Source organism: Emticicia sp. 17c, from assembly GCF_037153985.1.
In the GTDB taxonomy this organism is placed as follows: domain Bacteria; phylum Bacteroidota; class Bacteroidia; order Cytophagales; family Spirosomataceae; genus Emticicia.
This window is the reverse complement of the sequence record NZ_JBBAYI010000004.1, coordinates 324,310-345,693: the sequence shown is the minus strand read 5'-3', so window position 1 is coordinate 345,693 and position 21,384 is coordinate 324,310. Positions and strand designations below refer to the sequence as shown.

The 21,384-nt window shown below is 41.4% G+C and carries 18 protein-coding genes; 7 read left to right on the top strand and 11 right to left on the bottom strand.

What is annotated here, in order from left to right; genetic code table 11:
- Positions 1–42: 42 nt before the first annotated feature.
- From WAA15_RS11215 to WAA15_RS11200, 4 genes are all read left to right on the top strand, one after another.
- The gene (locus tag WAA15_RS11215) at positions 43–7,404 is read left to right on the top strand and encodes an FG-GAP-like repeat-containing protein (RefSeq protein ID WP_337042836.1); all 7,362 of its coding nucleotides are present in this window, start codon (positions 43–45) and stop codon (positions 7,402–7,404) included.
- A 332-nt stretch (positions 7,405–7,736) separates the two neighbouring features.
- Entirely contained in the window at positions 7,737–8,900 is a 1,164-nt protein-coding gene (locus tag WAA15_RS11210; protein ID WP_337042835.1) for a glycosyltransferase family 87 protein, read from the top strand.
- Positions 8,882–9,841 carry a glycosyltransferase family 2 protein gene (locus tag WAA15_RS11205; RefSeq protein ID WP_337042834.1) on the top strand — a complete coding sequence of 320 codons (960 nt, stop codon included), beginning with the start codon at positions 8,882–8,884 and terminating at the stop codon, positions 9,839–9,841. Before WAA15_RS11210 ends, WAA15_RS11205 begins: the two co-directional genes overlap by 19 nt.
- The gene (locus tag WAA15_RS11200) at positions 9,816–10,652 is read left to right on the top strand and encodes a polysaccharide deacetylase family protein (RefSeq protein ID WP_337042833.1); all 837 of its coding nucleotides are present in this window, start codon (positions 9,816–9,818) and stop codon (positions 10,650–10,652) included. The genes WAA15_RS11205 and WAA15_RS11200 overlap by 26 nt, the downstream gene beginning before the upstream one ends.
- Positions 10,653–10,737: 85 nt before the next feature.
- Here WAA15_RS11200 and WAA15_RS11195 read toward each other — a convergent pair whose 3' ends face one another.
- Together WAA15_RS11195 and WAA15_RS11190 are read right to left on the bottom strand one after the other, a co-directional pair.
- Positions 10,738–11,259: an acyl-CoA thioesterase gene (locus WAA15_RS11195; protein ID WP_337042832.1), complete on the bottom strand. Its 522-nt coding sequence runs from the start codon at positions 11,257–11,259 to the stop codon at positions 10,738–10,740.
- A gap of 47 nt (positions 11,260–11,306) precedes the next feature.
- A complete protein-coding gene (locus WAA15_RS11190; RefSeq protein WP_337042831.1) occupies positions 11,307–11,900 on the bottom strand; it encodes a methyltransferase in 594 nt (197 codons plus the stop codon).
- 84 nt (positions 11,901–11,984) lie between these two features.
- Here WAA15_RS11190 and WAA15_RS11185 point away from each other — a divergent pair, with 84 nt between their 5' ends.
- Positions 11,985–12,467, top strand: a complete 483-nt coding sequence (locus tag WAA15_RS11185; protein WP_337042830.1) for a DinB family protein — start codon at positions 11,985–11,987, stop codon at positions 12,465–12,467.
- 47 nt (positions 12,468–12,514) lie between these two features.
- Here WAA15_RS11185 and WAA15_RS11180 read toward each other — a convergent pair whose 3' ends face one another.
- Both WAA15_RS11180 and WAA15_RS11175 read right to left on the bottom strand, forming a co-directional pair.
- Entirely contained in the window at positions 12,515–13,402 is an 888-nt protein-coding gene (locus tag WAA15_RS11180) for a nuclear transport factor 2 family protein (protein WP_337042829.1), read from the bottom strand.
- A gap of 39 nt (positions 13,403–13,441) precedes the next feature.
- Complete coding sequence (locus tag WAA15_RS11175; RefSeq protein WP_337042828.1) at positions 13,442–13,780, bottom strand: DUF6249 domain-containing protein; 339 nt, start codon at positions 13,778–13,780, stop codon at positions 13,442–13,444.
- Between the two features lie 169 nt (positions 13,781–13,949).
- On the opposite strand from WAA15_RS11175, the gene WAA15_RS11170 reads away from it, so the two are divergent.
- Together WAA15_RS11170 and WAA15_RS11165 are read left to right on the top strand one after the other, a co-directional pair.
- Positions 13,950–14,498 carry an RNA polymerase sigma factor gene (locus WAA15_RS11170; RefSeq protein WP_337042827.1) on the top strand — a complete coding sequence of 183 codons (549 nt, stop codon included), beginning with the start codon at positions 13,950–13,952 and terminating at the stop codon, positions 14,496–14,498.
- Between the two features lie 16 nt (positions 14,499–14,514).
- Complete coding sequence (locus WAA15_RS11165) at positions 14,515–14,997, top strand: hypothetical protein (protein WP_337042826.1); 483 nt, start codon at positions 14,515–14,517, stop codon at positions 14,995–14,997.
- 31 nt (positions 14,998–15,028) lie between these two features.
- Here the strand turns inward: WAA15_RS11165 and WAA15_RS11160 are convergent, their stop codons facing one another.
- From WAA15_RS11160 to WAA15_RS11130, 7 genes are all read right to left on the bottom strand, one after another.
- A complete protein-coding gene (locus WAA15_RS11160; RefSeq protein WP_337042825.1) occupies positions 15,029–15,883 on the bottom strand; it encodes a pirin family protein in 855 nt (284 codons plus the stop codon).
- Positions 15,884–15,918: 35 nt separating this feature from the next.
- Positions 15,919–16,491, bottom strand: coding sequence for an NADPH-dependent FMN reductase (locus WAA15_RS11155; RefSeq protein WP_337042824.1), 573 nt, complete (start codon positions 16,489–16,491; stop codon positions 15,919–15,921).
- 20 nt (positions 16,492–16,511) lie between these two features.
- Positions 16,512–17,228, bottom strand: coding sequence for a pirin family protein (locus WAA15_RS11150; protein ID WP_337042823.1), 717 nt, complete (start codon positions 17,226–17,228; stop codon positions 16,512–16,514).
- Between the two features lie 73 nt (positions 17,229–17,301).
- Positions 17,302–17,973: a DUF2461 domain-containing protein gene (locus WAA15_RS11145; protein WP_337042822.1), complete on the bottom strand. Its 672-nt coding sequence runs from the start codon at positions 17,971–17,973 to the stop codon at positions 17,302–17,304.
- 69 nt (positions 17,974–18,042) lie between these two features.
- Positions 18,043–19,023 (bottom strand): 2-hydroxyacid dehydrogenase, encoded by a 981-nt coding sequence (locus WAA15_RS11140; RefSeq protein WP_337042821.1) that lies wholly within the window; start codon positions 19,021–19,023, stop codon positions 18,043–18,045.
- A complete protein-coding gene (locus WAA15_RS11135; RefSeq protein WP_337042820.1) occupies positions 19,020–19,889 on the bottom strand; it encodes a hypothetical protein in 870 nt (289 codons plus the stop codon). Before WAA15_RS11135 ends, WAA15_RS11140 begins: the two co-directional genes overlap by 4 nt.
- A 152-nt stretch (positions 19,890–20,041) precedes the next feature.
- On the bottom strand, positions 20,042–21,268 hold the full coding sequence (locus WAA15_RS11130) for a hypothetical protein (protein WP_337042819.1): 1,227 nt from the start codon (positions 21,266–21,268) through the stop codon (positions 20,042–20,044).
- Positions 21,269–21,384: the final 116 nt, after the last annotated feature.

The window sequence follows — 21,384 nt, the reverse complement described above, 5'->3', positions numbered from 1 at the left end:
ACACGCATAAGTAACAGGCCAGAAAATAACCCAGATTCTAAAATGAAATCCCTACCGTTCAGCATTGTTGTATTCTTACTCATTTTTAGTTGCAAGCTGTTGGCTCAAACACCCGGCTTACCTGACTTAGCTTTTAATACAGCAGACAAAGGACTGAATATTACCTCTGCCACAAAGATACATGTGCAGCCTGATGGTAAAATAATAGCGGCGGGGCAGTTGGTTTATATGTCAAAAATAAATGGCGTTGAGAGCAACGGTATTGTAAGGTTTAATGCAGATGCCACCATTGACACCACCTTTGATGTAGGCAGTGGTATTACTTCCGGTAAGACCATACAAGCAATGAAAGTACAGAGCGATGGTAAAATTCTTATTGCAGGTAAATTTACAAGCTACAATGGGGTAACACGAAATGGGCTAGCCCGAATAAATGCAGACGGAAGCCTCGACACAACTTTTAATCCGGCTACTGAAGAGGATGCCGACATTAATGCCATTGTAGAACAAACTGACGGAAAAATTATTATTGCTGGAATTTTCTCAAGCTATGGAGGTGTTGCCCGAAAAAATATTGCACGCTTAAATACAGATGGAAGTCTGGACACTACTTTTGACCCCGGCACAGGTACAGACAATGGTAGTTTTATTTATGCAGTTGGCATACAGCAGTCTGGTAAAATAATTATCGGAGGTTTTTTCTCAAGCTATAATGGTACAACCGCCAACAATATTGCCCGCTTAAATACGGATGGGTCAATTGACACAGCATTTAACTCAGATGGCTCAGGGACCGACCGAGAAATATATACCATTGAGATTCAGAGTGATAACAAAATTCTTATTGGTGGTTTTTTTACCACTTTTAATGGTTATACCAGAAAAGCACTGGCTCGTTTAAATGCTGATGGCAGTTTAGATACCGATTTTGTACCTATAAATATCAATGGCTTTATTTCTAATATTTTTGTGCAAAATGATGGAAAAATATTTCTCGGGGGGCTCTTTTCTTATAATTATCTTGGTAATAAAAACAACCTTGTCAGGCTAACCTCAACAGGTGCGACTGATATTTATTTTACCGTAACAGGTACTGGCACAAATAATGGTTTGAATACTATTAATGTATTGAGCGATGGCAAAGTGATAATCGGGGGTAGTTTTACTACTTATGGAGGCTCTAACAGAATGGCTATTGCAAGGCTAAATACTTCCGGTACTTTAGATAGCTCTTATGCACCTAACACAGGTTTTAATAGCTATATCTATACTATCAGTGTTCAGAATGATAATAAAATTATTGTTGGTGGCTCATTTACCCGTATAGGTAATGGAATAAAAAATTTCATTACACGGCTCAATATGGATGGCACTACCGACACTACCTTTAATGCTGGTACAGGCAGTAATAATTATGTCATGTCATCATTAGTCCTGCCAGACAATAAAATTCTGATGGCTGGCCTTTTCACATCTTATGGGGGAGTAGTAATGAAGTACATTACTCGCTTAAATACCGACGGAACCGTAGACCCTGATTTTGCCACAACAGGCCCCAATGGCCCTGTTTATGGAATGGCTCTACAAGCCGACGGCAAGATTCTGATTGGGGGGAGCTTTAATAACGTAAACGGCACCACAAGAAATAACTTTGCCCGCCTGAATAATGATGGTACGCTGGACACCAGTTTTAATCCTGGTAACTCGTTCAACAATTATGTCAATAATATAGCTGTGCAAAGTGATGGCAAAATTCTGGTTGTTGGTAATTTTCAGTCTTTTGATTCCAAAAAAGCAGTCCGTATTGCCCGTCTTAATTCAGATGGCAGCCTTGATACTGATTTTAACACTGGCTTAGGCTTTAATGGAGAGGTTTATAAAATAACTCTCCAGAAAGATGGTAAAATTCTGGTAGGCGGATTATTCACCTCATATAATGGAACCACGGCCAATTATATCATACGCCTTAATACCGACGGCACCATTGACACAACCTTTGCCATAGGAACCGGAGCACAGTATTTTATCAATACCATTACTGTTCAGGACGATAAAAAAATTATTCTTGGCGGAGGATTCAACAATTTTAATGGTTTTTCTACACTAGGGCTTATCCGTTTAAATGTCAATGGTAGCGTTGACTCTACTTTTAATACAGGCGTTGGCACCAATAATAGTGTTTTTATTACTGCTTTGCAGAACGATGGAAATCTGCTTGTGGGTGGTGCATTTACAACCTATAACGGTATAAGAAAAAACCGTCTTATGCGGGTATATAACTGCATAAACCCCAATATAAGTACACAACCCCAAAGCCAGCTAGTAATGCAGGATACCCCCGCAAACTTCTCGGTCGAAGCCAGCGGTATATCTGTTACGTATCAATGGCAGGAAAAAACACCAACTGGCACATTTACTGATATTATCGGCGCTACTGAATCCACACTTACCCTTCCAGAAGCCCTTTTATCCAAAAACACGAACCAGTACCGTGTAGTAGTCAATAGTGGTTCTTGTGCTATTATCAGCGATACCGCTATTCTTTCGGTGCGTCCATCGCCACCTGTTATTCATTCATATAGTCCGGTTAATGCGCCTGTGGGTACATCTATAACTATTACAGGGCGTTATTTCAATAATTTGGCTAGTGATAATATCGTCAGATTCGGTAGTGTACAAGCTAACGTAACAGCCGCAACCGATACTACATTAACGGTGGTAATCCCAGAAGGAGCCATGTTTGCCCCTGTGTCGGTAACCAATTTGGGTAATCACCTGACGGGCTATTCAAATCAGATTTTTCCCGTAACTTCAACAGGTAGTTTTGATTTTATCCCGCCGCAGGACTTAAAAACACCAGTCGGGTCTCAACCAAAAGCTATTTTATTAAGCGATATAGACTCGGATGGGAATGCAGATATAATCTCGGCTAATTATAACAGTGTTTCAGTCTTTCGGAATCTTTCTGATAGTACAACGCTGTCTTTTGCCGAACGCCTTGATTTAATGGTCGGCTCGTTGGTCTCACAAATAGACCTAAAAGATATGGACGGAGATGGGAAACAGGATTTAATCGTGCTGATGAAAGACGAAAGCGCATTGGCTATTTTACCTAACAAATCAACCACAGGAAATATCAGTTTCGGAACTACTATTAATTACAGTGCAGGTCTGAATCCTTATGCAATGGCCTTAGGCGATTTAAACAATGATGGAAAACCCGACCTCGTTATTTCCAATTATGGCACTGCCGAAGTCGCAGACAGCACTTTGAGCGTTTATCTGAACACCTCAAAACCAGACTCTATTCGTCTGGCAATGCCTGTTTTTACATCAACTAAAGGATTACATCCTACTGCCCTTACAATAAGGGATATAAACGCCGACGGCTTAAACGACGTGATTGTAATAAACAAAGGTAGCAATAGGGTGTCTGTATTAACCAATGAGTCGGTGCTGGATACTATTAGCTTTAATGATACCCTGACGCTGTTATCTGCACTTAACTACCCGACTGCCCTCGCCATAGAAGATTTTGACGGAGATAACAGGTTGGATATTGCCGTGAGCAATGCTGGCACAAACACAGTTTCGGTATTTAGAAATACCGTTGCTGGCGGCTTCGCTAAACAGAACTTTGAGACGCAACTTTATCCGAATGCGCTTGAAATTGGTGATTTTGATGGCGATGGCAAGCCGGACTTAGCCATTACAAATCTGAAAAGTAATTCGCTGAGTATCTTACAGAACAAATCAGTCAATGATACAATCAAGTTTGTGCAGGCAGGTAATTTTACTGCATTAAAAGCACCTGTGGCGGTCGCTATCGGAGATATTAATCATGATAAAAAATATGATTTTATTACGGCTAATTCAGAAGGGCAACGTATATCGGTTAGCCTTCAGAAAAGCTGTGCTTATACAGAAAATGCAGGCACACAAGACAACGGCCTACACTTTGATGGCATTGATGATTACGTACAGATTTCAAACTGCTCGGCAAAGCCGTTGCCGTTGAGTGAGGCTATTACCATAGAATACTGGTTTAAAGGAACAAATATGCAGTCGGCTGTTCGGCTGCAAACTGACACAGCCAATGCCATTATTATGGGTTGGCAGAACGCTCATCATACCATTATGTTTCATGGGCAGATAGATAGCATTACAGTTGGCGCATATATAAACGACGGGCAATGGCACCATGTGGCCATGAGTTGGGAAAAAGGCAAGGCGAATGGTTTTAAATCATACCTTGATGGGACGCTGGTTACTCAAAAAGACGCTACCGATATGAACTTACCCCCTATTGAGACCAACTGGTATCTGGGTAGTTTATGGGGTAATGAAGAATTTATGAATGGTGCGCTAGATGAGGTAAAAATCTGGAACATAGCCAGAAGCGAAACACAAATTCATGAAAGCATGAAGTCGGACCCGACAGATACAACTGGTCTTTTGCTTCATTACGCATTCAGGCATGGCATTGCCAGTGGCAATAACACTAATCTGACTCAGGTTAAAAATAATGCCGATAGCTCTATCTATACGGGTTATCTGAGACATTTTTCTTTAACGGGCAATACCTCAAATTTTATAGCCTCAATACCTGACTCGCCGGAACTGGCTGTTGCAGGCGACAGCGTTGTGTGTTTTCCTTCTGGCCTGAACCTCACGGCAAGTGGTTGCGAAGGTACAGTTACGTGGTCTTATCAGCACAAGACAGGAACCAGCCTTACACTTCAGGAAACAGGAACTTATAGTATTTCGGCAATTTGCACTGTTAATGGGTATCCTAGTAGGGTTAGTCACGCAATTACAGGCTTAACTATTTATGCCAAACCAGAAGCACCAACAATTACTCCTCCGGCAGAAACAAGCGTTTGTGCAGGTGATACACTCATTATAACCAGCAATAATTGTGCAGGGGTAATAATATGGTCAACCGGAGCTACGGGCAGTAGTTTAGCCATTACTGAAACAGGCACTTACAGTATTTCGGCCACTTGCACCGTTAATGGCTGTGTGAGTGAAGCTAGTGCCGCTATTGAGGCTGAAATAAAAGCCAAGCCAGTAGCTCCGACAATTATAGGTGCTGCCACGGTATGCGCCCCTACGCCTGTGACGCTTACAGCTAACGGATGCGACGGCCTAGTCAGGTGGTCTGATAACAGCACTGGCAGTAGCATCAATATTACCGAAACAGGAATTTACAATGTTTCAGCCACTTGTACTATTAACGGCTGTACCAGCAATGCAAGCGATTCTGCCAGAGTTGAGATAAAACCGAAACCCGCTAGCCCAACCATTGAAGGCTCGCTGATAGCTTGTGAGGGTGATACCATTACCTTGAACATTTCGGATTGTATGGGGGGGCAGGTTACATGGTCAACCGGAGCTACGGGCAGCAGTTTAGCCATTACTGAAACAGGTACTTACAGTGTTTCGGCTATTTGCACCATTAATGGCTGTGCGAGTGATACAAGCACGGCTGTTATGGTTGAAATAAAAACCAAACCAGCAGCCCCGATTATTCAGGGTGGCGATACTGTATGTGAAGGAGATTTTGTACCTCTCACGGCTAGCGGTTGCGAGGGTTTGATAACATGGTCGAATGGTGAAACAGGGAACGAAATATCTGTTTCAGAAGCTGGCACTTATAGTATTTCGGCCACTTGCACTGTTAATGGCTGCACTAGCAATGCAAGCAGCCCTGCGTTTGTAACAATAAAAGCCAAGCCTTCTCCACCAAGCATTGATGGTGGAGGCGGAAGTGTTTGCGCTCCTAATACGGTTACACTTACAGCAAACGGTTGCAATGGGCTGGTTACGTGGTCAAACAGTGCCACGGGTAGTAGTTTAACTCTTTCAGCGGCAGGCGTTTATGTTATCAAGGCAGTTTGCACAGTTAATGGCTGCACCAGCGAAGAAAGTATGCCAGCCACAGCAGTAATCAGAGCCAGACCCGAAAAGCCCGTTATTACAGGCACAACCGCTGTCTGTTTTCCTGATAGCGCAATCCTTAGCGTTAGTGGATGCACCGGTTCTGTATTGTGGTCGTCAGGTGGGTCGGGGTCAAGCATAACCATCTCAAATATAGGCACTTATGCTATTTCGGCTATTTGTATGGCAAACGGTTGTGCCAGCGAATCGAGTTCAACCGTATTAGTTCAGATAAAAGCCAAACCAACTGCCCCGACTGTTCGGGGTGGAGGCACTGCGTGTGCGCCTGACACAGTTACACTCACGGCATCGGGCTGTGAGGGAACCATTAACTGGTCGACCAATGCCACAGGTACAAGCCTGACGTTTGCATCGGCGGGTAGTTACAGCATTACTGCCACTTGTACCGTAAATGGCTGCATCAGCAACGCAAGCACACCCGTAACGGTTAATATATTAGCACTACCTGCCAAACCAAGCATCACAGCAAATAATAGTTCAGTATGTAATGGAGGAAACATAACACTTACAGCCAGTTCGTGCGATGGCGGCAAAGGTACGCTGTATTGGACAGGCGGCAAAACAGGCACTTCTGTTACGGTTATTCCTTCCAAAACATCGGTCTATCGGGTGCTATGTAAAACACTGGCGGGCTGTGTGTCTGACTCAAGCGATGCCTTTACACCTACTGTAATAGATATTCCATCTGCACCTGTGGTTCAGTACAAACTTATCAATATGGGAGCTACCGCTACCCTTACGGCTACCTGCACGGTTGGCAGGCCCGTGTGGTACAGTTCTGCCAGTGGTACAACCGCGCTTGCTACTGACACCTACACAACGCCTGCACTCACAATCTATACGGTTTATTATGTGGCTTGTGAAACAAACCCCGGAAATGCCATTAACTGCCAGAGCAGCCGAGCGGCACAAGTTGTGAATGTTGACCAGTTTGCCATTACCAGACAACCAGAAGACCTGTTCGTCTGCACAGGTCAGGATGCTATTTTCAGTGTTACAACTACTGGCTTTAGCATGGCCTACCAATGGCAGGAGAATCGCGGCAATGGCTGGCAGAATATCATTGATGGCGGCATCTATTCAGGAACCAAGACATCTAGCTTGAAACTAACAACGCCGGGAGCGGGCTACGGGGAGTATCGGTATAGATGTGTGGTAACAAATACGTTTCCTAATGGCGTGCCAACTAGTCTGACATCGACAGAAGTATTATTGGTGGTTCAGAACTCAGCCATAGCCAATACCCTCACAATGGTTAACCAACTGGCTGGCATAGTAAACACTTATCAGGCAACTACTGCCATTACAGCCACCAATATCATAGAATCGAATGCGAGAGTAAATTACTTTGCAGGTAATTCAATTACATTAAGCCCGGGCTTCGAGGTAAAAGCAGGAAGTTATTTTCAGGCAAAAATTCAGACCTCATGCGCCAATAATTAGGGTTATGCTTCTTATCAATCACCTACCCCATACATTTGCCTTGTTGTTGTTTATCACAGCAGCAAGGCCATTTTTAGTTCAATAAATACCCCTGATTTTTCAATAATTTTCTATGCAATCAGTTATTATAATCGGCGTAGGCAACTAAATATCAATATAGATGTTAGCCTTTTCGTATACTACTGATTATAAAGAGTTTCATTCTGAAAAAGCAACTCCGTATAAAATGCATCAATTAATAATATATTAAAACTTTATATTTTTTTCATGAGTGTATAATAGTTCAGAATCATTTCGTTAACTTGCATAGGTTTTAGTTACTACTATTATTTATGAGAAGAAAAAAAGACATTCCACGTCTGCTGTGGTTTATCTTGCCCGCGCTTGTGGGTTTAATACACTTTTTACGTAAAGAGTATAATAATTATGCTATTTACAAAGGTGTTTTCTACCATCTTATTAAAGAAACAAATCTTTACAGCTTATATCCTGCCGAGTATTTTGACACAAACCATTACGGGCCATTGTTTGCGCTAATTATTATGCCGTTCAGTGTTTTGCCTGATTATTTAGGACTAGTTCTATGGACAACCTTTCATGCGTTTGTATTATATAAGGCAATTACCACATTACCCATTAAAGAGGCTAATTTCTGGATTGTTATCCTGATTTGCCTAGTCGATTTAATGACCTCTTCTCACAATTTACAAGTTAACCCTAGTGTAGGAGCTTTAATTATTTTATCGTGGTATTTTGTCAGAAAAGAGAAAGACTTCTGGGCGCCGTTGTTTGTCATGATTGGTGCTTTTGTTAAACTCTATGGCATTGTCGGGCTGGCTTTCTGGCTGTTTTCAAAGCATAAATTCAAATATATTTATTCGGCTGTTTTCTGGGCGGCAGTATTGTTTGTTTTGCCTATGTTAATCAGTTCTCCGTCGTTTGTTGTGCAATCCTATTCAGACTGGTACCATAGCCTTGTTGAAAAAAACCTTTCAAACCAGACTGGTAGCAGCGGCATTGGTAATATGCAGGATGTCTCTCTGATGGGGCTTGTCAGGCGATTAGGTGGGTTCGAGCTCTCTAATCTGGTTTTTATTGTACCGGGGCTATTATTACAACTGGCTCCTTTAGTGCGTTTTTCGCTTTATAACAATCTTGTTTTTCAGCTAAGGTATCTGGCCTCGATTCTGATATTTGTTGTTATTTTTTCATCATCTTCAGAGTCTTCGACTTTCATTGTGGCTACCTCAGGCGTAGCAATCTGGTTTATTACACAGGAGTACCCGGTAAAACGCTGGGTATGGGCACTGCTGATATTGGTTCTGGTAGGCACTTCACTATCGGCTACCGATATTTTTCCTTATCACGTGAGGCAAATGTTTATCAACTATTCTATCAAGGCATTTCCTTGTTGTGTGGTTTGGTTTACGTGCATTTATCAGTTACTCAAAGACAAACACTCCCTACAAGATAAAAAATGGATACTTCAAGACTAAAAATTTGTATTCTGTCTGCTGCATATAATGAAAACGAAAATCTGTTGGTTTTCTATGACGCTGTCAAGGCGGTTATAGATACCTTGCCTTATTCGTTTGAGTTCTGTTTTGTGAATGATGGTAGTGTGGATAACACACTCCGAATCATCAGAAATCTGGCACGAGAAGACCATCGGGTTAAATATCTTTCGTTTTCGCGCAATTTTGGGCAGCAAGTGGCCTTAAAAGCAGGTATCGACTCTATTGATGCCGATGCCATCATTATGATGGATAGCGACCTACAACACCCGCCTGCACTGATTCCGGTGTTGATTGATACTTGGCTGCAAAAACGTGTCAATATTGTCAATACCATTCGGGAAGAAGACAAGGATTTATCGTGGTTCAAGAAAAAATCAAGCCATTGGTTTTATAAGCTACTAAACAATATCAGTAATTTATCATTAGAGCCCGGGCAGGCCGATTTCCGCCTGATTGACAGGCAGGTAACCCAAACATTGAAAAACTCAAAAGAGCAGGATGTATTTTTACGCGGCATGATTCAGTGGATTGGCTACCGGCAAGCACAGATTCCTTACAAACCACATAAACGTTTTGCCGGAGAAAGTAAATACACGTTCAGTAAAATGGTTAAACTGGCCTTAGCCGGTATAACCTCTTTCAGCGTAAAGCCTTTGCACGGTGCCATTTATTTAGGCTTTACTATTGCTTTGGCCTCGCTCCTTTACCTACCTTATGTGCTTTATAGTTTCTTTAGCGGGCATGCGGTTGATGGCTGGAGCTCCGTTATTATCACTATTGCATTTTTTGGTGGGTTAAATCTGTTTATTTTAGGAATCATAGGGTTATACATTGGTAAGATTCTTATTCAGAATAAAGAACGCCCTTTGTATATTATTCAGGAACATAATATTTATGAAAATAGCTATTCTCAGCTTTGATGTAGAAGAATTTGATATGCCATTCGAGTATGGGGGTAACCCACCAATGGACGAACAGATTGATACTTCAACAACTGGTCTGGAAAATATTTTACCCGTTCTGGCCGACTATCAGGCCGAAGCAACATTTTATTGTACGGGTGTGTATGCCTCATCAAAACCGGAAATAATTCAGGAAATGAGCCGTACGCACGAGATTGCCTCTCATAATTATTTCCATTCAACACATAAAAAAGAAGACCTCCTGAACTCCAGAAAAGTATTAGAGGAAATTACCAATAAAGAAGTAAAGGGTTTCAGAATGCCACGAATGGCACCTGTTTCGGATGCCGATTTGCTGGCAGCAGGTTATAGTTATAATGCATCTTATAACCCAACGTATCTGCCTGGCCGATACGATTACCGACATATTCCCCGAACGGTTTTCCAACAGAATGGGCTGATACATATTCCTGCGTCTGTTTCGCCCAATTTAAGGTTACCCTTGTTCTGGATAGCTTTCCATAATTACCCTTTGCCTTATTTTTTATATCTGTGCCAGAAAGTAGTAGAGGCCGACGGTTATTTGCATCTTTATTTTCATCCGTGGGAGTTTACCAATTATACAAAGCTGCCTAACGGGGCAAAATACCCGTTTTATCTACACAGAAATAATGGCTCAGCCATGTTAGAACGGTTTAAAAAACTCATGGCCTTTTTGCAGAAAGAAGGTTTTACGTTTAAAACTACCTCATGGCTACTTGAGCAGCCATATTTATTACCTGCTCTTAATGCAGAAAAAGAGCAAGCTAAGGCAAAAAGTAGTAAGTAATAACCAATGCCGAAATAGCCCTTATATATAAAAAACCAATTCAGGAGATGCTTCCTGAATTGGTTAGTAAAGTTTCAGTTCGCTTTTACACGCCTATTTTGAATATTTCTTTCAGTTCCTGCGCATCTTCGGGTTTCATTCTGCCAGCTAATACTAATCTTAGCTGACGTCTGCGTAAAGCTCCTGCATACAACTCTATTTCTTCGGGTGTTTCAGGTTCTACTGGTGGCACCTCAATCGGGCGACCCGTTTGGTCAACAGCTACAAAGGTCATAAAGGCTTTATTGGTATATAGTTTTGTACCTGCCGGAATATTCTCGGCCCATACGTCGATACCGACCTCAAGCGATGAATTGAATGCCCTTGTTACTTTTGCCTGAAGCGTTACAACCGAGCCTAACGGAATGGCTTCTTTAAACGAAACATTATCAACCGATGCGGTCACAACAATCCGATTACAGTGTTTCTGAGCCGCAATGGCTCCGGCAATGTCTAATAATCTCATCAGGTTTCCTCCCATCAGATTCCCAAGCGTGTTGGTATCATTCGGAAAAACCATTTCGGTCATAACTGTAAGCGACTCTTGTGCTTTTCTGGCTTTTTGCATAAATACGTTAAAATATTATTGTTGATGGTTAAATTTCGGGCTAGTTGTTATCGGCGGTCAAGGCGGACGAACAATTCGTTTCCTGCTCTGGGTAGTATAGAGTTATAACATTGCTCGAAAACAACAGGTATGAAATAAGGCTCAAACAGGGGCAGGTATTCTTCTGGTGTGCCTCCAAATGGCGGCCCTCCTTCAAAATTGATTCCGAAAATAACCCCTACGAGTTTTCCGTGTGGTTTTAACAACTGATACATTTGCTTGGCGTAGTCTGGCCTTAATGTTGGCGGAATAGCCGAAAGAAATGTTTGTTCAATAATTAAATCATATTGTCCGTGATGCGCAAAGAAATCCTGATGAATTACCTTACAACTGCCTTTTTCGATGTAAAATTGTAATTTTTCTGTCAATCGTTCTACTAAAACCGCCGAAATATCAATTAAAGTAATATTCTGAAAACCTTTTGCCAACAGATATTCAGCTTCGTAGGAGTTGCCGCACCCCGGAATCAGGATACTTACAGATGTATCGGCTAATTGGTCAAAATACGCTTTCAGCGGAGTTGAAACTTCGCCTATATCCCAGCCCGTCTGTTTGTTCTGGTAACGTTGGCTCCAGTACTCGTCGTTTAAAAAAGTATCCATCGGTTTTTTGTTTTTTTCTGAATCTATCTGGCATTTTTAATGTTGCCCCAGAAAGTTAACTGATTGAAATACAAATATAATAAAATGAAAGCAGTAGCCGATTACCTACGCCAAACCCTTGCAGATGTTTTACCAGCCCTGATGGCTATTTCGGAGCAGGAGGCCAGCATCAAGCCCCTCCCCGACAAATGGTCGAAAAAAGAAATTATAGGACACCTCATAGATTCTGCCACCAATAACCAGCATAAGTTTGTACGAACTATGGCGCAGAAAGAAATAACTTTTGTAGGATATGCACAGGATTTCTGGGTAGCGGCACAGCACTATAACAGTAGAAACTGGGTTGAATTGGTTACGTTTTGGCAAGCCTATAATTTACATATTGCCCATATTATTGAATATGTAAAGCCCGAAGATTTATCTAACACGATAACTATTGAAAAAAGTGGACCCTTTACCTTAGGCTTTATTATGGAAGATTATGTGGAACACCTGAAACACCACCTGAAAGCCATTTTGCCTGATACCGACATCCGTAGCAAGTTTCAGAATATTTACAACGCCTGAAAAACCAGTGGGGTGTACTTTTTGGCACACCCCACTGGCTTATTGTTTTAGTGGTCATAACTAGCCACGCGTGAAATCTTCCAGACCCCATCTTTCTTTTGCCAGATATGTAAAAACTTGAAGGTTCCGCAATCATCTTTGCCGTTTTCTTTATGGCAGAAAGTATGCTCCCCTACCTGAATGGCTCCGTAATCTTTTACCGGATACACCTCCATGCTGCCTTCTACCAATTTACGGTTTAACCCATTGTTATTTGAGGCTAGGTTTTTAAAAGATGCCATATTTTGTGCGTAGTTCATTAAACCGCCTTTATCGTGGTAAAATTCGAGGTCTTCGGTAAATATATTTTTAAGTACTTCATAATTATGCGTGTTGAAGGCGTTAAACAATACGCTATCCATGTGCGCAATTTCATTGTATAGCATATTACCTTTGTCTGGAACAGAAGCAAGTTTGGTATTTACCAGATAATCAAGCTCCTGAGTCATTTTCCAGCCTTCTTTTTGTTTTTCCCAAACTCTCGAAAACTTCGATTCTTCCAGTAATTTGTTTTCAAGGCTGTAAAACCTTTGTGTGCCTGTTTCTATCACCTTCGTGCTGCTTACTTCAATGAGTTGTAAACTTCCTTTTACCACCTTTCTTTTTATCTGGATTCCTTTCTGGCAGAAATTCTTTTCAATACTGTTCTTAAAATCTGTCAGCGACTGTCTGGTAGTAACATTGGTGTATCCGTTATCATGACAAAAAACAAAATCTTTACTCAAAATGCCGTCCAGTTTACTTAATTCACAGTCGGCAATGGCTTTAAAAAGCAGGCTGTCTTTTCGGGAAAGTTCATCAAAAATCAACGTTGATTGCGCTTGTAATTTTGATACAGACAAGAGTGTAACAAGCAGACACAAGAATGTCAGGTGGAGGTGTAATTGCTTTTTCATATTAATATAATTTTGTATTGGAGTTACTTATGTAATGTTTTAGTTTTTAAGTTTACGCTCAATTACGAAATGGGCAATAAGGCTAAAGCCGCCAAAAAGAAATATCATAGAAAAGAATGCGACTTCCTTATTCAGGTCGAATTTCTTGTATAATATATTGCCAATTAATATGCCCAGCGCAATCCCTACGAAGAGCATCCCGAATTTGAGTGTTTGCAGTTGCGCCCTGCCCTTCAAATCGAATATGGAGGCATCGCGTCCTTTTTCTATCATCAGCATACGTTCTCTGTTACGGGCCGTCAGGAATACGTACACAATGCCAAAGATTCCGGCAAAGGCGGCCACTGATACAATCATATCTCTAAGAATTTCGTCCATAAAAGTATGTTTTAAAAAATGAATGATGTTCTAATGCCCATAAGACACCCTACGGCATAACATGGTTACAGATTTTTCACAAAAAATAATTTTCTAAAAAAAATGCTTATCTTTTGTAACCACTTGCCAAGTATTGATGTCTTACCCGCAAACATTACGCTTAGCCTCAATGCATACAGAAGAACAAGCCTATATAGAAAGAGTTAAAAAGGGAGATTCGGCTTCTTATGCGTTTCTTGTAAATAAATATAAAAATATGGCCTTTACGGTAGCTCTAAAGATTGTAGCAAACGTAGAAGAAGCCGAAGACACCATTCAGGAAAGTTTCCTGAAGGCGTATCAGCAGATTCATACTTTTGAAAACAAATCGAAGTTTTCAACTTGGCTTTATACAATTGTGTACCGTACTGCACTTTCAAAATTGCCCAGCAATAAAACGTCATTTATGGCCCTGAATGAAGATATTCATGAAAAATATACTACCGATTACACAAATATCCCTTTAGAAACATTAAGCATTAAAGACACCCAGAAGTACGTAAAAGAAGCTATTGCCCGTTTACCTAAAAGCGAAGCATTGCTTATTACGCTTTATTATATGAATGAAAACTCATTGAAAGAAATTGAAGAAATAACAGGAATAACGCTGAACAACATCAAAATAAAGTTGTACAGAGCCAGAAAGAAATTAGAACAGGAATTACAGTTTTTGTTATGAAAATACTGATAGTAAAATGGCAAAAAAGAAAGAAGATAAGTTAAAAAAGCTGATTCAGGGTATTGAGCCTGACCAACCTGCGCTCGATTTTACTGAAACACTCATGCAAAAAATTCAGAGACAAGAAGAAACAGCGATGAACGAAGCGTTACAGTCTTTATTAATACAATATGCGGTAGAAACCCCCTCGACCGGCTTTACAGAAAAACTATTAGCAGCTATTGAAAAAGCCGATAAAAAACCAGTGTATAAGCCTATTATTGGGGCAAAAGTGTGGTATAAGCTAGGCATTGCGGCATCGGTAATATTTGGTTTATTGGTATTTTTCAGTAAACCCGCTAGCGTATCGGGCAAATCTTCAGAAGTGGCTAATATCATTAATCGAGGTACTCATGAACTCATGACAAGTATAAGCACACTACCCTCATTATTTCTGATGGGCTTTTTTGCCATCAGCCTGCTGATATTACTTGATTTCTGGGTAGTAAAAAAAATATAATCAAAGTGCCTGCCGGCACTTTGATTATGAGCTAGTCTTCTAAAATACCCATGCGCCCCATTTCATAATCTTCAATGGCCTGTTTTAATTCGGCCGGATAATTCATCACAAAAGGGCCATAGGTCGATAACGGCTCCTGAATAGGCTCGCCTGCCAGTAACAATAATTTACCTTTTTTTATAGCCTCAAAGTCTATCCCGTCGCCTGTCTGGTCAAATGTGGCCATGTTTAACTGCGTTACGGTGGTTTCGTTGGTTTTTATTTCTCCTTCTAATACATATACCAATGCCTGATAAGAAGCTGGTATTTCAAAGAAAGTTCTGGCTCCTGCTTCAAAATGCACCATCATGGCCAGTATGGGCGAAAAAGTTGAAGCGGCACCAGTATACCCCTTGTAATTTCCGGCTACCAGTTGCATTTCAAGCCCGTCTTCTTTTAGTACAGGCATGGTGTCTTTGGTCAGGTGCTGGTATTTGGGTTCTGTCATTTTATGGGCGCGGGGCAGGTTAACCCATAACTGAATAAGTTCAAAGTTGCCTCCTTCCTGAGCAAATGCTTCTGAGGGCCCCTCTGAGTGAATAATGCCTTTGCCTGAGGTCATCCATTGCACATCGCCTGCATTCAGAAAACCTTCGTTACCGAGCGAGTCTTTATGGTGTATTTTGCCCTGAAACAAAAAGGTAACAGGCTCAAACCCCCTGTGCGGGTGCGGGCTAAGGCGTGGTTTATTGGCATTAGGGCTATGATACGTTGGCCCTGCGTGGTGTAACAATATAAAAGGACTCACCTGCCTGATATTAGTAGCAGGAAGTGGTTGTTTTACGCGCATGGGTCCCATCTGGAACTCATTGGCAAAACTGATTTGCTGAACATTACGAGCTTTCATTGGTTGGTTTAGTTAAGCTCATTGCTTCATGCGGTTCAGGCATGATGTAACAAGTTTGTTTCTTTTTTGGTTACAATTCTATTAATAAGCCACAGGTACTCTGTCACGAAAAGTTCGACGGCTTTAGCAAAGGTTTCGTCTGTCAGGTTGCCGTGGGCATCAAATTTTTTATCAACCGCTGGTACTATGAGCATGTGCGGCGAAGCAATACCGAATAAAGCCGCTACAAGGCTAATCATTTGCTGGCTGGCCCTCATGCCGCCCATTGCCCCGGGCGATGCCGTAACAATTCCGAACGGTTTATGAATCTGTTTCGGAAAATGGTCTAACAGATTTTTCATGGCTGGTGAGTAGCTTCCATTATATTCAGGAGTAACCAGAATAAAAGCATCGGCCGAAAACATACGGTCGCCTAGTTCTTTCCATTGTGCAGGCACAGCGTCGGGCGAAGTCCATACCTTTTGAACAAAAGGTAGTTCGTAGGTTCTTACATCAATAATACCTACTGAATAATCGGTTGCTTTACTCAGATACTGCTGAAGATACAGGGCTACACGCGCGGTAACGCTTTCGTGGCGGGGGCTTCCTGAAATAATTTCAATTCTCATTTTTTCTTTGATTTAAGTATTTAGAATAACATCGGAACCTCGATGAGCAAAATTTCTGCATCTGTTCCGGCTTGTATTAATATTTCGTTAGTTTCACTTACTCCTAGCGCATCTCTGCGCTCCAAGCCGTGGTTATTAACAGTAACTTTTCCTTCAAGTACAAACACATATATGCCATTGCCCTCTAACTGGGTTTTGTAGCTTAGCTCTTTGCCTGCTTGCATATTACTCAGCGAAAACCAAGCATCCTGATTAATACCTACCCCACCTTGTTTTGCCCCGATAGGCGAAACAACTGTTTGAAACTGATTCAGCCTGTCGGCTATTGAAAAGGCTTGCTGGTCGTAACGGGGTTCTATGTTTCTGAGTTTAGGAAATACCCAAATCTGCAAAAACTTCACCGTTTCATTATGGTTTTTATTTCGTTCTGAATGGTAAATTCCTGTGCCAGCCGACATAAGCTGCACTTCGCCTTTGCTGATAGTGCCTTTATTCCCCATGCTGTCGGCGTGTTCCAGTTCACCTGATAACGGAATAGAAACAATCTCCATGTTATCGTGTGGGTGCATTCCAAAGCCTTTGCCTCCGGCTACGGTATCGTCATTTAAAACCCTTAATGCGCCGAAATGAACTTTTTCGGGGTCATAAAAACCCGAAAAGCTAAATGAATGATAACTATCGAGCCATCCATGATTGGCATGGCCACGTTCATTTGCTTTATAATATATTGTTTTCATTTTAAATACATTAACATTTAATGTTAATACATATAAAATAAAGAAAAAGTTCAGATAACAGAAAAATGCTGAATTAGCCTTTAATAGCCCGATTCAGGAACACTACATAAGGGTGCATGGCCTCGAAGCCTTTCAGTATGGTATCTACAAAAGTGGGGGTTAGTGCCTGAGCAACATCAAACGAATGGGAAACTGTAAAACTTTTCAGTTTGAGTAATTCAATGGCCGGATTAGCGTCGTCATAACCTTTAGGGGGCCGTGTGGTAGATGCATCTTTATCAAGGCCATTCGGGAAATATGTACGAAAACTTTCTGCTGCCAGAATAGCTTTTATTTCTTCATAATTATAATCAATTTCTTCACGGATTTTCTTGAGGTCTTCGGTTTCGGGCATCCAGATACCACCCGCAAAAAAACACTCGTTGGCATCGATGTGCAGATAATAGCCCGCGCCAGATGCTTTTTTACCTCCGGCATTAAACCATGCGCCGAAATTAGTTTTGTACGGAGATTTGTCTTTTGAGAAACGTACATCCCGATTAATTCTGAATATACAATCTTTAGGCTGCAAGCGGCTTTCTTCAATGGCTTTGTCGAACTGCCCTATGCCTTTAATCAGTTGCTCAATTACCTGAATGAAATTCTGGCGTGCAGTTTCATACGTTTTGCGGTTAGCATCAAACCACGGTTTATTATTATTCTCTTTTAAATCTTTTAAGAATTCTAAGGTTTCTGCTTGAATCATAGCTCTTGTATTGATTATCAACTTAAGAAACCCAAGTAAGGGGCAAAAGTTCCCGCAAATTAAAAGGTTTTATATCTCGTTTACCAGCGGCAGTCCATTCTGAAAATCGCTGATATTCTGCAAAGTAATAAGTGCTATCTGGCTAAGGGCCTCTTCGGTCAGAAAGCCCTGATGAGAAGTAATTAACACATTCGGGAAGGTCATCAAACGAGCCAGTGTATCATCCTGCAACACCTGCTCTGATAAATCATTAAAAAAGATATTTTCTTCTTGCTCATAAACATCAATGCCCAGATACCCCACCGTTTTATCTTTGAGTGCCTCAATAACAGCCTGTGTGTCTATCAGCCCACCTCGGCTTGTATTAATAAGCATTACACCTTTTTTCATTTGTGCCAGTGCCTGCCTGTTAATCAGGTGATGGGTGCTATCGCTTAAAGGGCAATGCAACGATACGATGTCTGCCTGAGCCAGTAAATCCTGCAACTCAATATATTTAACCCCTGCCGCGGCAAGCGACTCGTCGGGAAATTTATCATAGGCCAGTACCTGACACCCCAATGCTAACATAATACGGGCAAATACCCCTCCTATTTTGCCGGTTCCTACTACTCCCACGGTTTTATGGTAAAGGTCAAAGCCTGTTAGTTTTTCAAGCGAAAAATTACCTTCACGCACCCGATTATAAGCCTTATGGGTTTTCCGGTTGAGGGTCATTATTAATGCCAGCGCGTGTTCGGCCACTGCGTGAGGCGAATAAGCCGGAACCCGCACCACCTTAATACCTGCTTTTCTGGCTGCTTCTGTATCTACGTTATTAAAACCTGCACACCGAAGCGCAATTATGCGAATACCGAGGTTTTTTAGTGCATCAATAACCACTGCATTCAGTTTGTCGTTTACAAAAACGCATACGCCGTCGGCTCCTTCGGCTAAACGAACCGACTGCTCGCTCAATGCTACCTCATGGAAAATCAGTTCGTGGGTCTGATTGTATTTTTCAAAAAAATCTTTGTCATAAGGTTTTGTACTAAAAAATACGATTCTCATAGTTTTGTGTCGGGTTTAGTTTTATTTAATTGATAAGCCAGTGTAAAATGCTGCGAAAAACCAAGCATGGAATGGTTGCTCATAGCGTAGTCGAAAAAAAACTGTTTAGCCTTGATTCCAAAGCCCAAATGTACATCATTAATTTTAGAGGTAAGCCCTGTACGGATATAGAAGTTGCGCACAAGCTGGTATTCAAGGCCCATTTTTATGAGCGTCGGGAAATCAAGGTCTTTTTCGGCCTCTGCTACCAACAACAATTGACCGGAAGGCTGAAAGGCAAGACCCAGACGCAACACCGTAGGAATACGTTGGGATATATATAATTGTGCGCGGGTAAGGTTGTAAGCATTAAAACCCAACTGAACTTTGGGGCTTAGTTTACTTATTACACCAAATTCTGTGACAAATGTATGCTTTGAACTGAGGTTTTCGACAACCGCCTGTGAATATGAAACTTTAATACCCAATGCTACCCTGTCAATACTTTTTGCAAACACCAACCCCAACTTCTGTTCGTGATACAGTTTATCTCCGAAACGCTCAACCGTAATGCCTGTGTTAACTAACCGATGCACATAATTTGCCCCTAACGCGAAAGTTTGCAAGCCTGCCAGATTAAACCGGCTGTGATAAGCTGTATGAACAAAGTTTTCGGTCAGAAAACCCACTCCTGCCGGATTATTAAAAACGGATTGCTTGTCGGCCATTGCAGCCGTAGCATTGGCTAACCCCCAACTTCTGGCTCCTATCGGGAAAGGCTCGCCGGAAGCCCTAACACCTGAACACACAAGCAGATAAAAACCCCCTATGAGCAGGGTTTTCTGCCAGCCAGTTAAAACGGTAGATTTTACTTTTATCTTAGTCAAGCTAGTAGTTGTATTTTTAGGCAAAATAAACTACCCGTAGCAAAACGCCAAAAATATTTGTATTGATAAATAATTAAACAAAAAATGGCAGGCGTTTCTGCAAACACCTGCCTGTAATGTATTAAGAATGACTTCGGGCTGTAAGCTATTGTTTAGTTAAATCTACGTTTCACAATTTCGATAAACTCTTCGGCTTCAGCCCCTGTAATATCCCACATATAGCGGGGTACATATTTTTTCAGAATCAGTTCTTTTGCTTCACTAAAATCCTTGCAAAGCTCTATTTCATCTAACGCGTGCGAAAACGCCTGTATGTTACCCCCAAAAAGATTATTGGTAAACAAAAATCGCTGATTCAACGAAATAGCACCTGTGATACCTTCTATTCTGTTATGCTGATGGTGGTCCAGAATGGTTCTGCTAGCTTTAGCTTGGTCGTTCAGGCTTTTATGTTCGCTGGCAAGTTTTTCATTCAGTCTTAATTCTTCTGCTTCTTTTGTGGCTGTTTTTTCATAAACAGGTTCGCTTACTTTCTGGGCCACAGGCTCAGGTTTATACTCATAAGCTGGCCTGCTTTCAATTACGGCTTCTCTGATGGGTTCTGGCTTAGGTGGCTCTACGTAAGCAGGCACTTCGGGTACTCTGTTCTGCGGAGGAGTTACTGGCGGGGGAGTATATGCCCGCTCTTCTCTGGGCCTGTTCAACTCCAAATCAAAAAAAGAAGCACTTGAAGCACTATTAAGCACATCGGCCACCGGAACCGCCCTTGTAGGCATGAGTTCTTCAGGAATACTTACTTTTTCGGCAAAGAGCGACAAATATTTATCAGGGTTTTCGGCAGTAATGGGCATTTCCTCAATCCATGTCATGGCCTGATTAGCAAATACAAATTCTTTTCCGTTCAGTTTTTCAACCAGATTAGGTATTACCTGTTTGTTAATCTGAATATATTTTGAAAGCGGGGCCACATTTTCCTGAGTGAATCTAAAATTGGGCAAATCGCGCATTAATTCTTTGTAAAAAGTCTGAGGTTCCAGAATCAACACTAGTGTTTCTCCTACGGCATCAATCAGAAGAGGCTCAAAATGCTCACGTTTCACAGAAATAAACTGCGAAACTACATTCATAAAACTTTTTAATGCTTGTTGCACTTCGGGGTTGGCAAAATCGAAATATGGGCTACGTAAACGCTGTGTATCTCCCTGCCATTTTTCGTATAAAGCCCTGATTGTTAGCAAGTTTACTTGCTGAACATTACATAAAGAAAGAATCTGCTTGCCCGAAATAGCATTATTATGAGCAAAAAAATCATCACACACTCTGGCTGCATAAGCCTTACTGTACCGTTCAACGGCGGACAAATTCAATTTGTTCGACATTCTGAAATTTGTTTGTTTTGTAATTAAATAGCTAATGGTCTTTGACTGGGAGCTAGTGTTAGCTAGTCATGCGGAAGATTCATTTTTGCTAACTGACAGTAAAATTACTACAACTT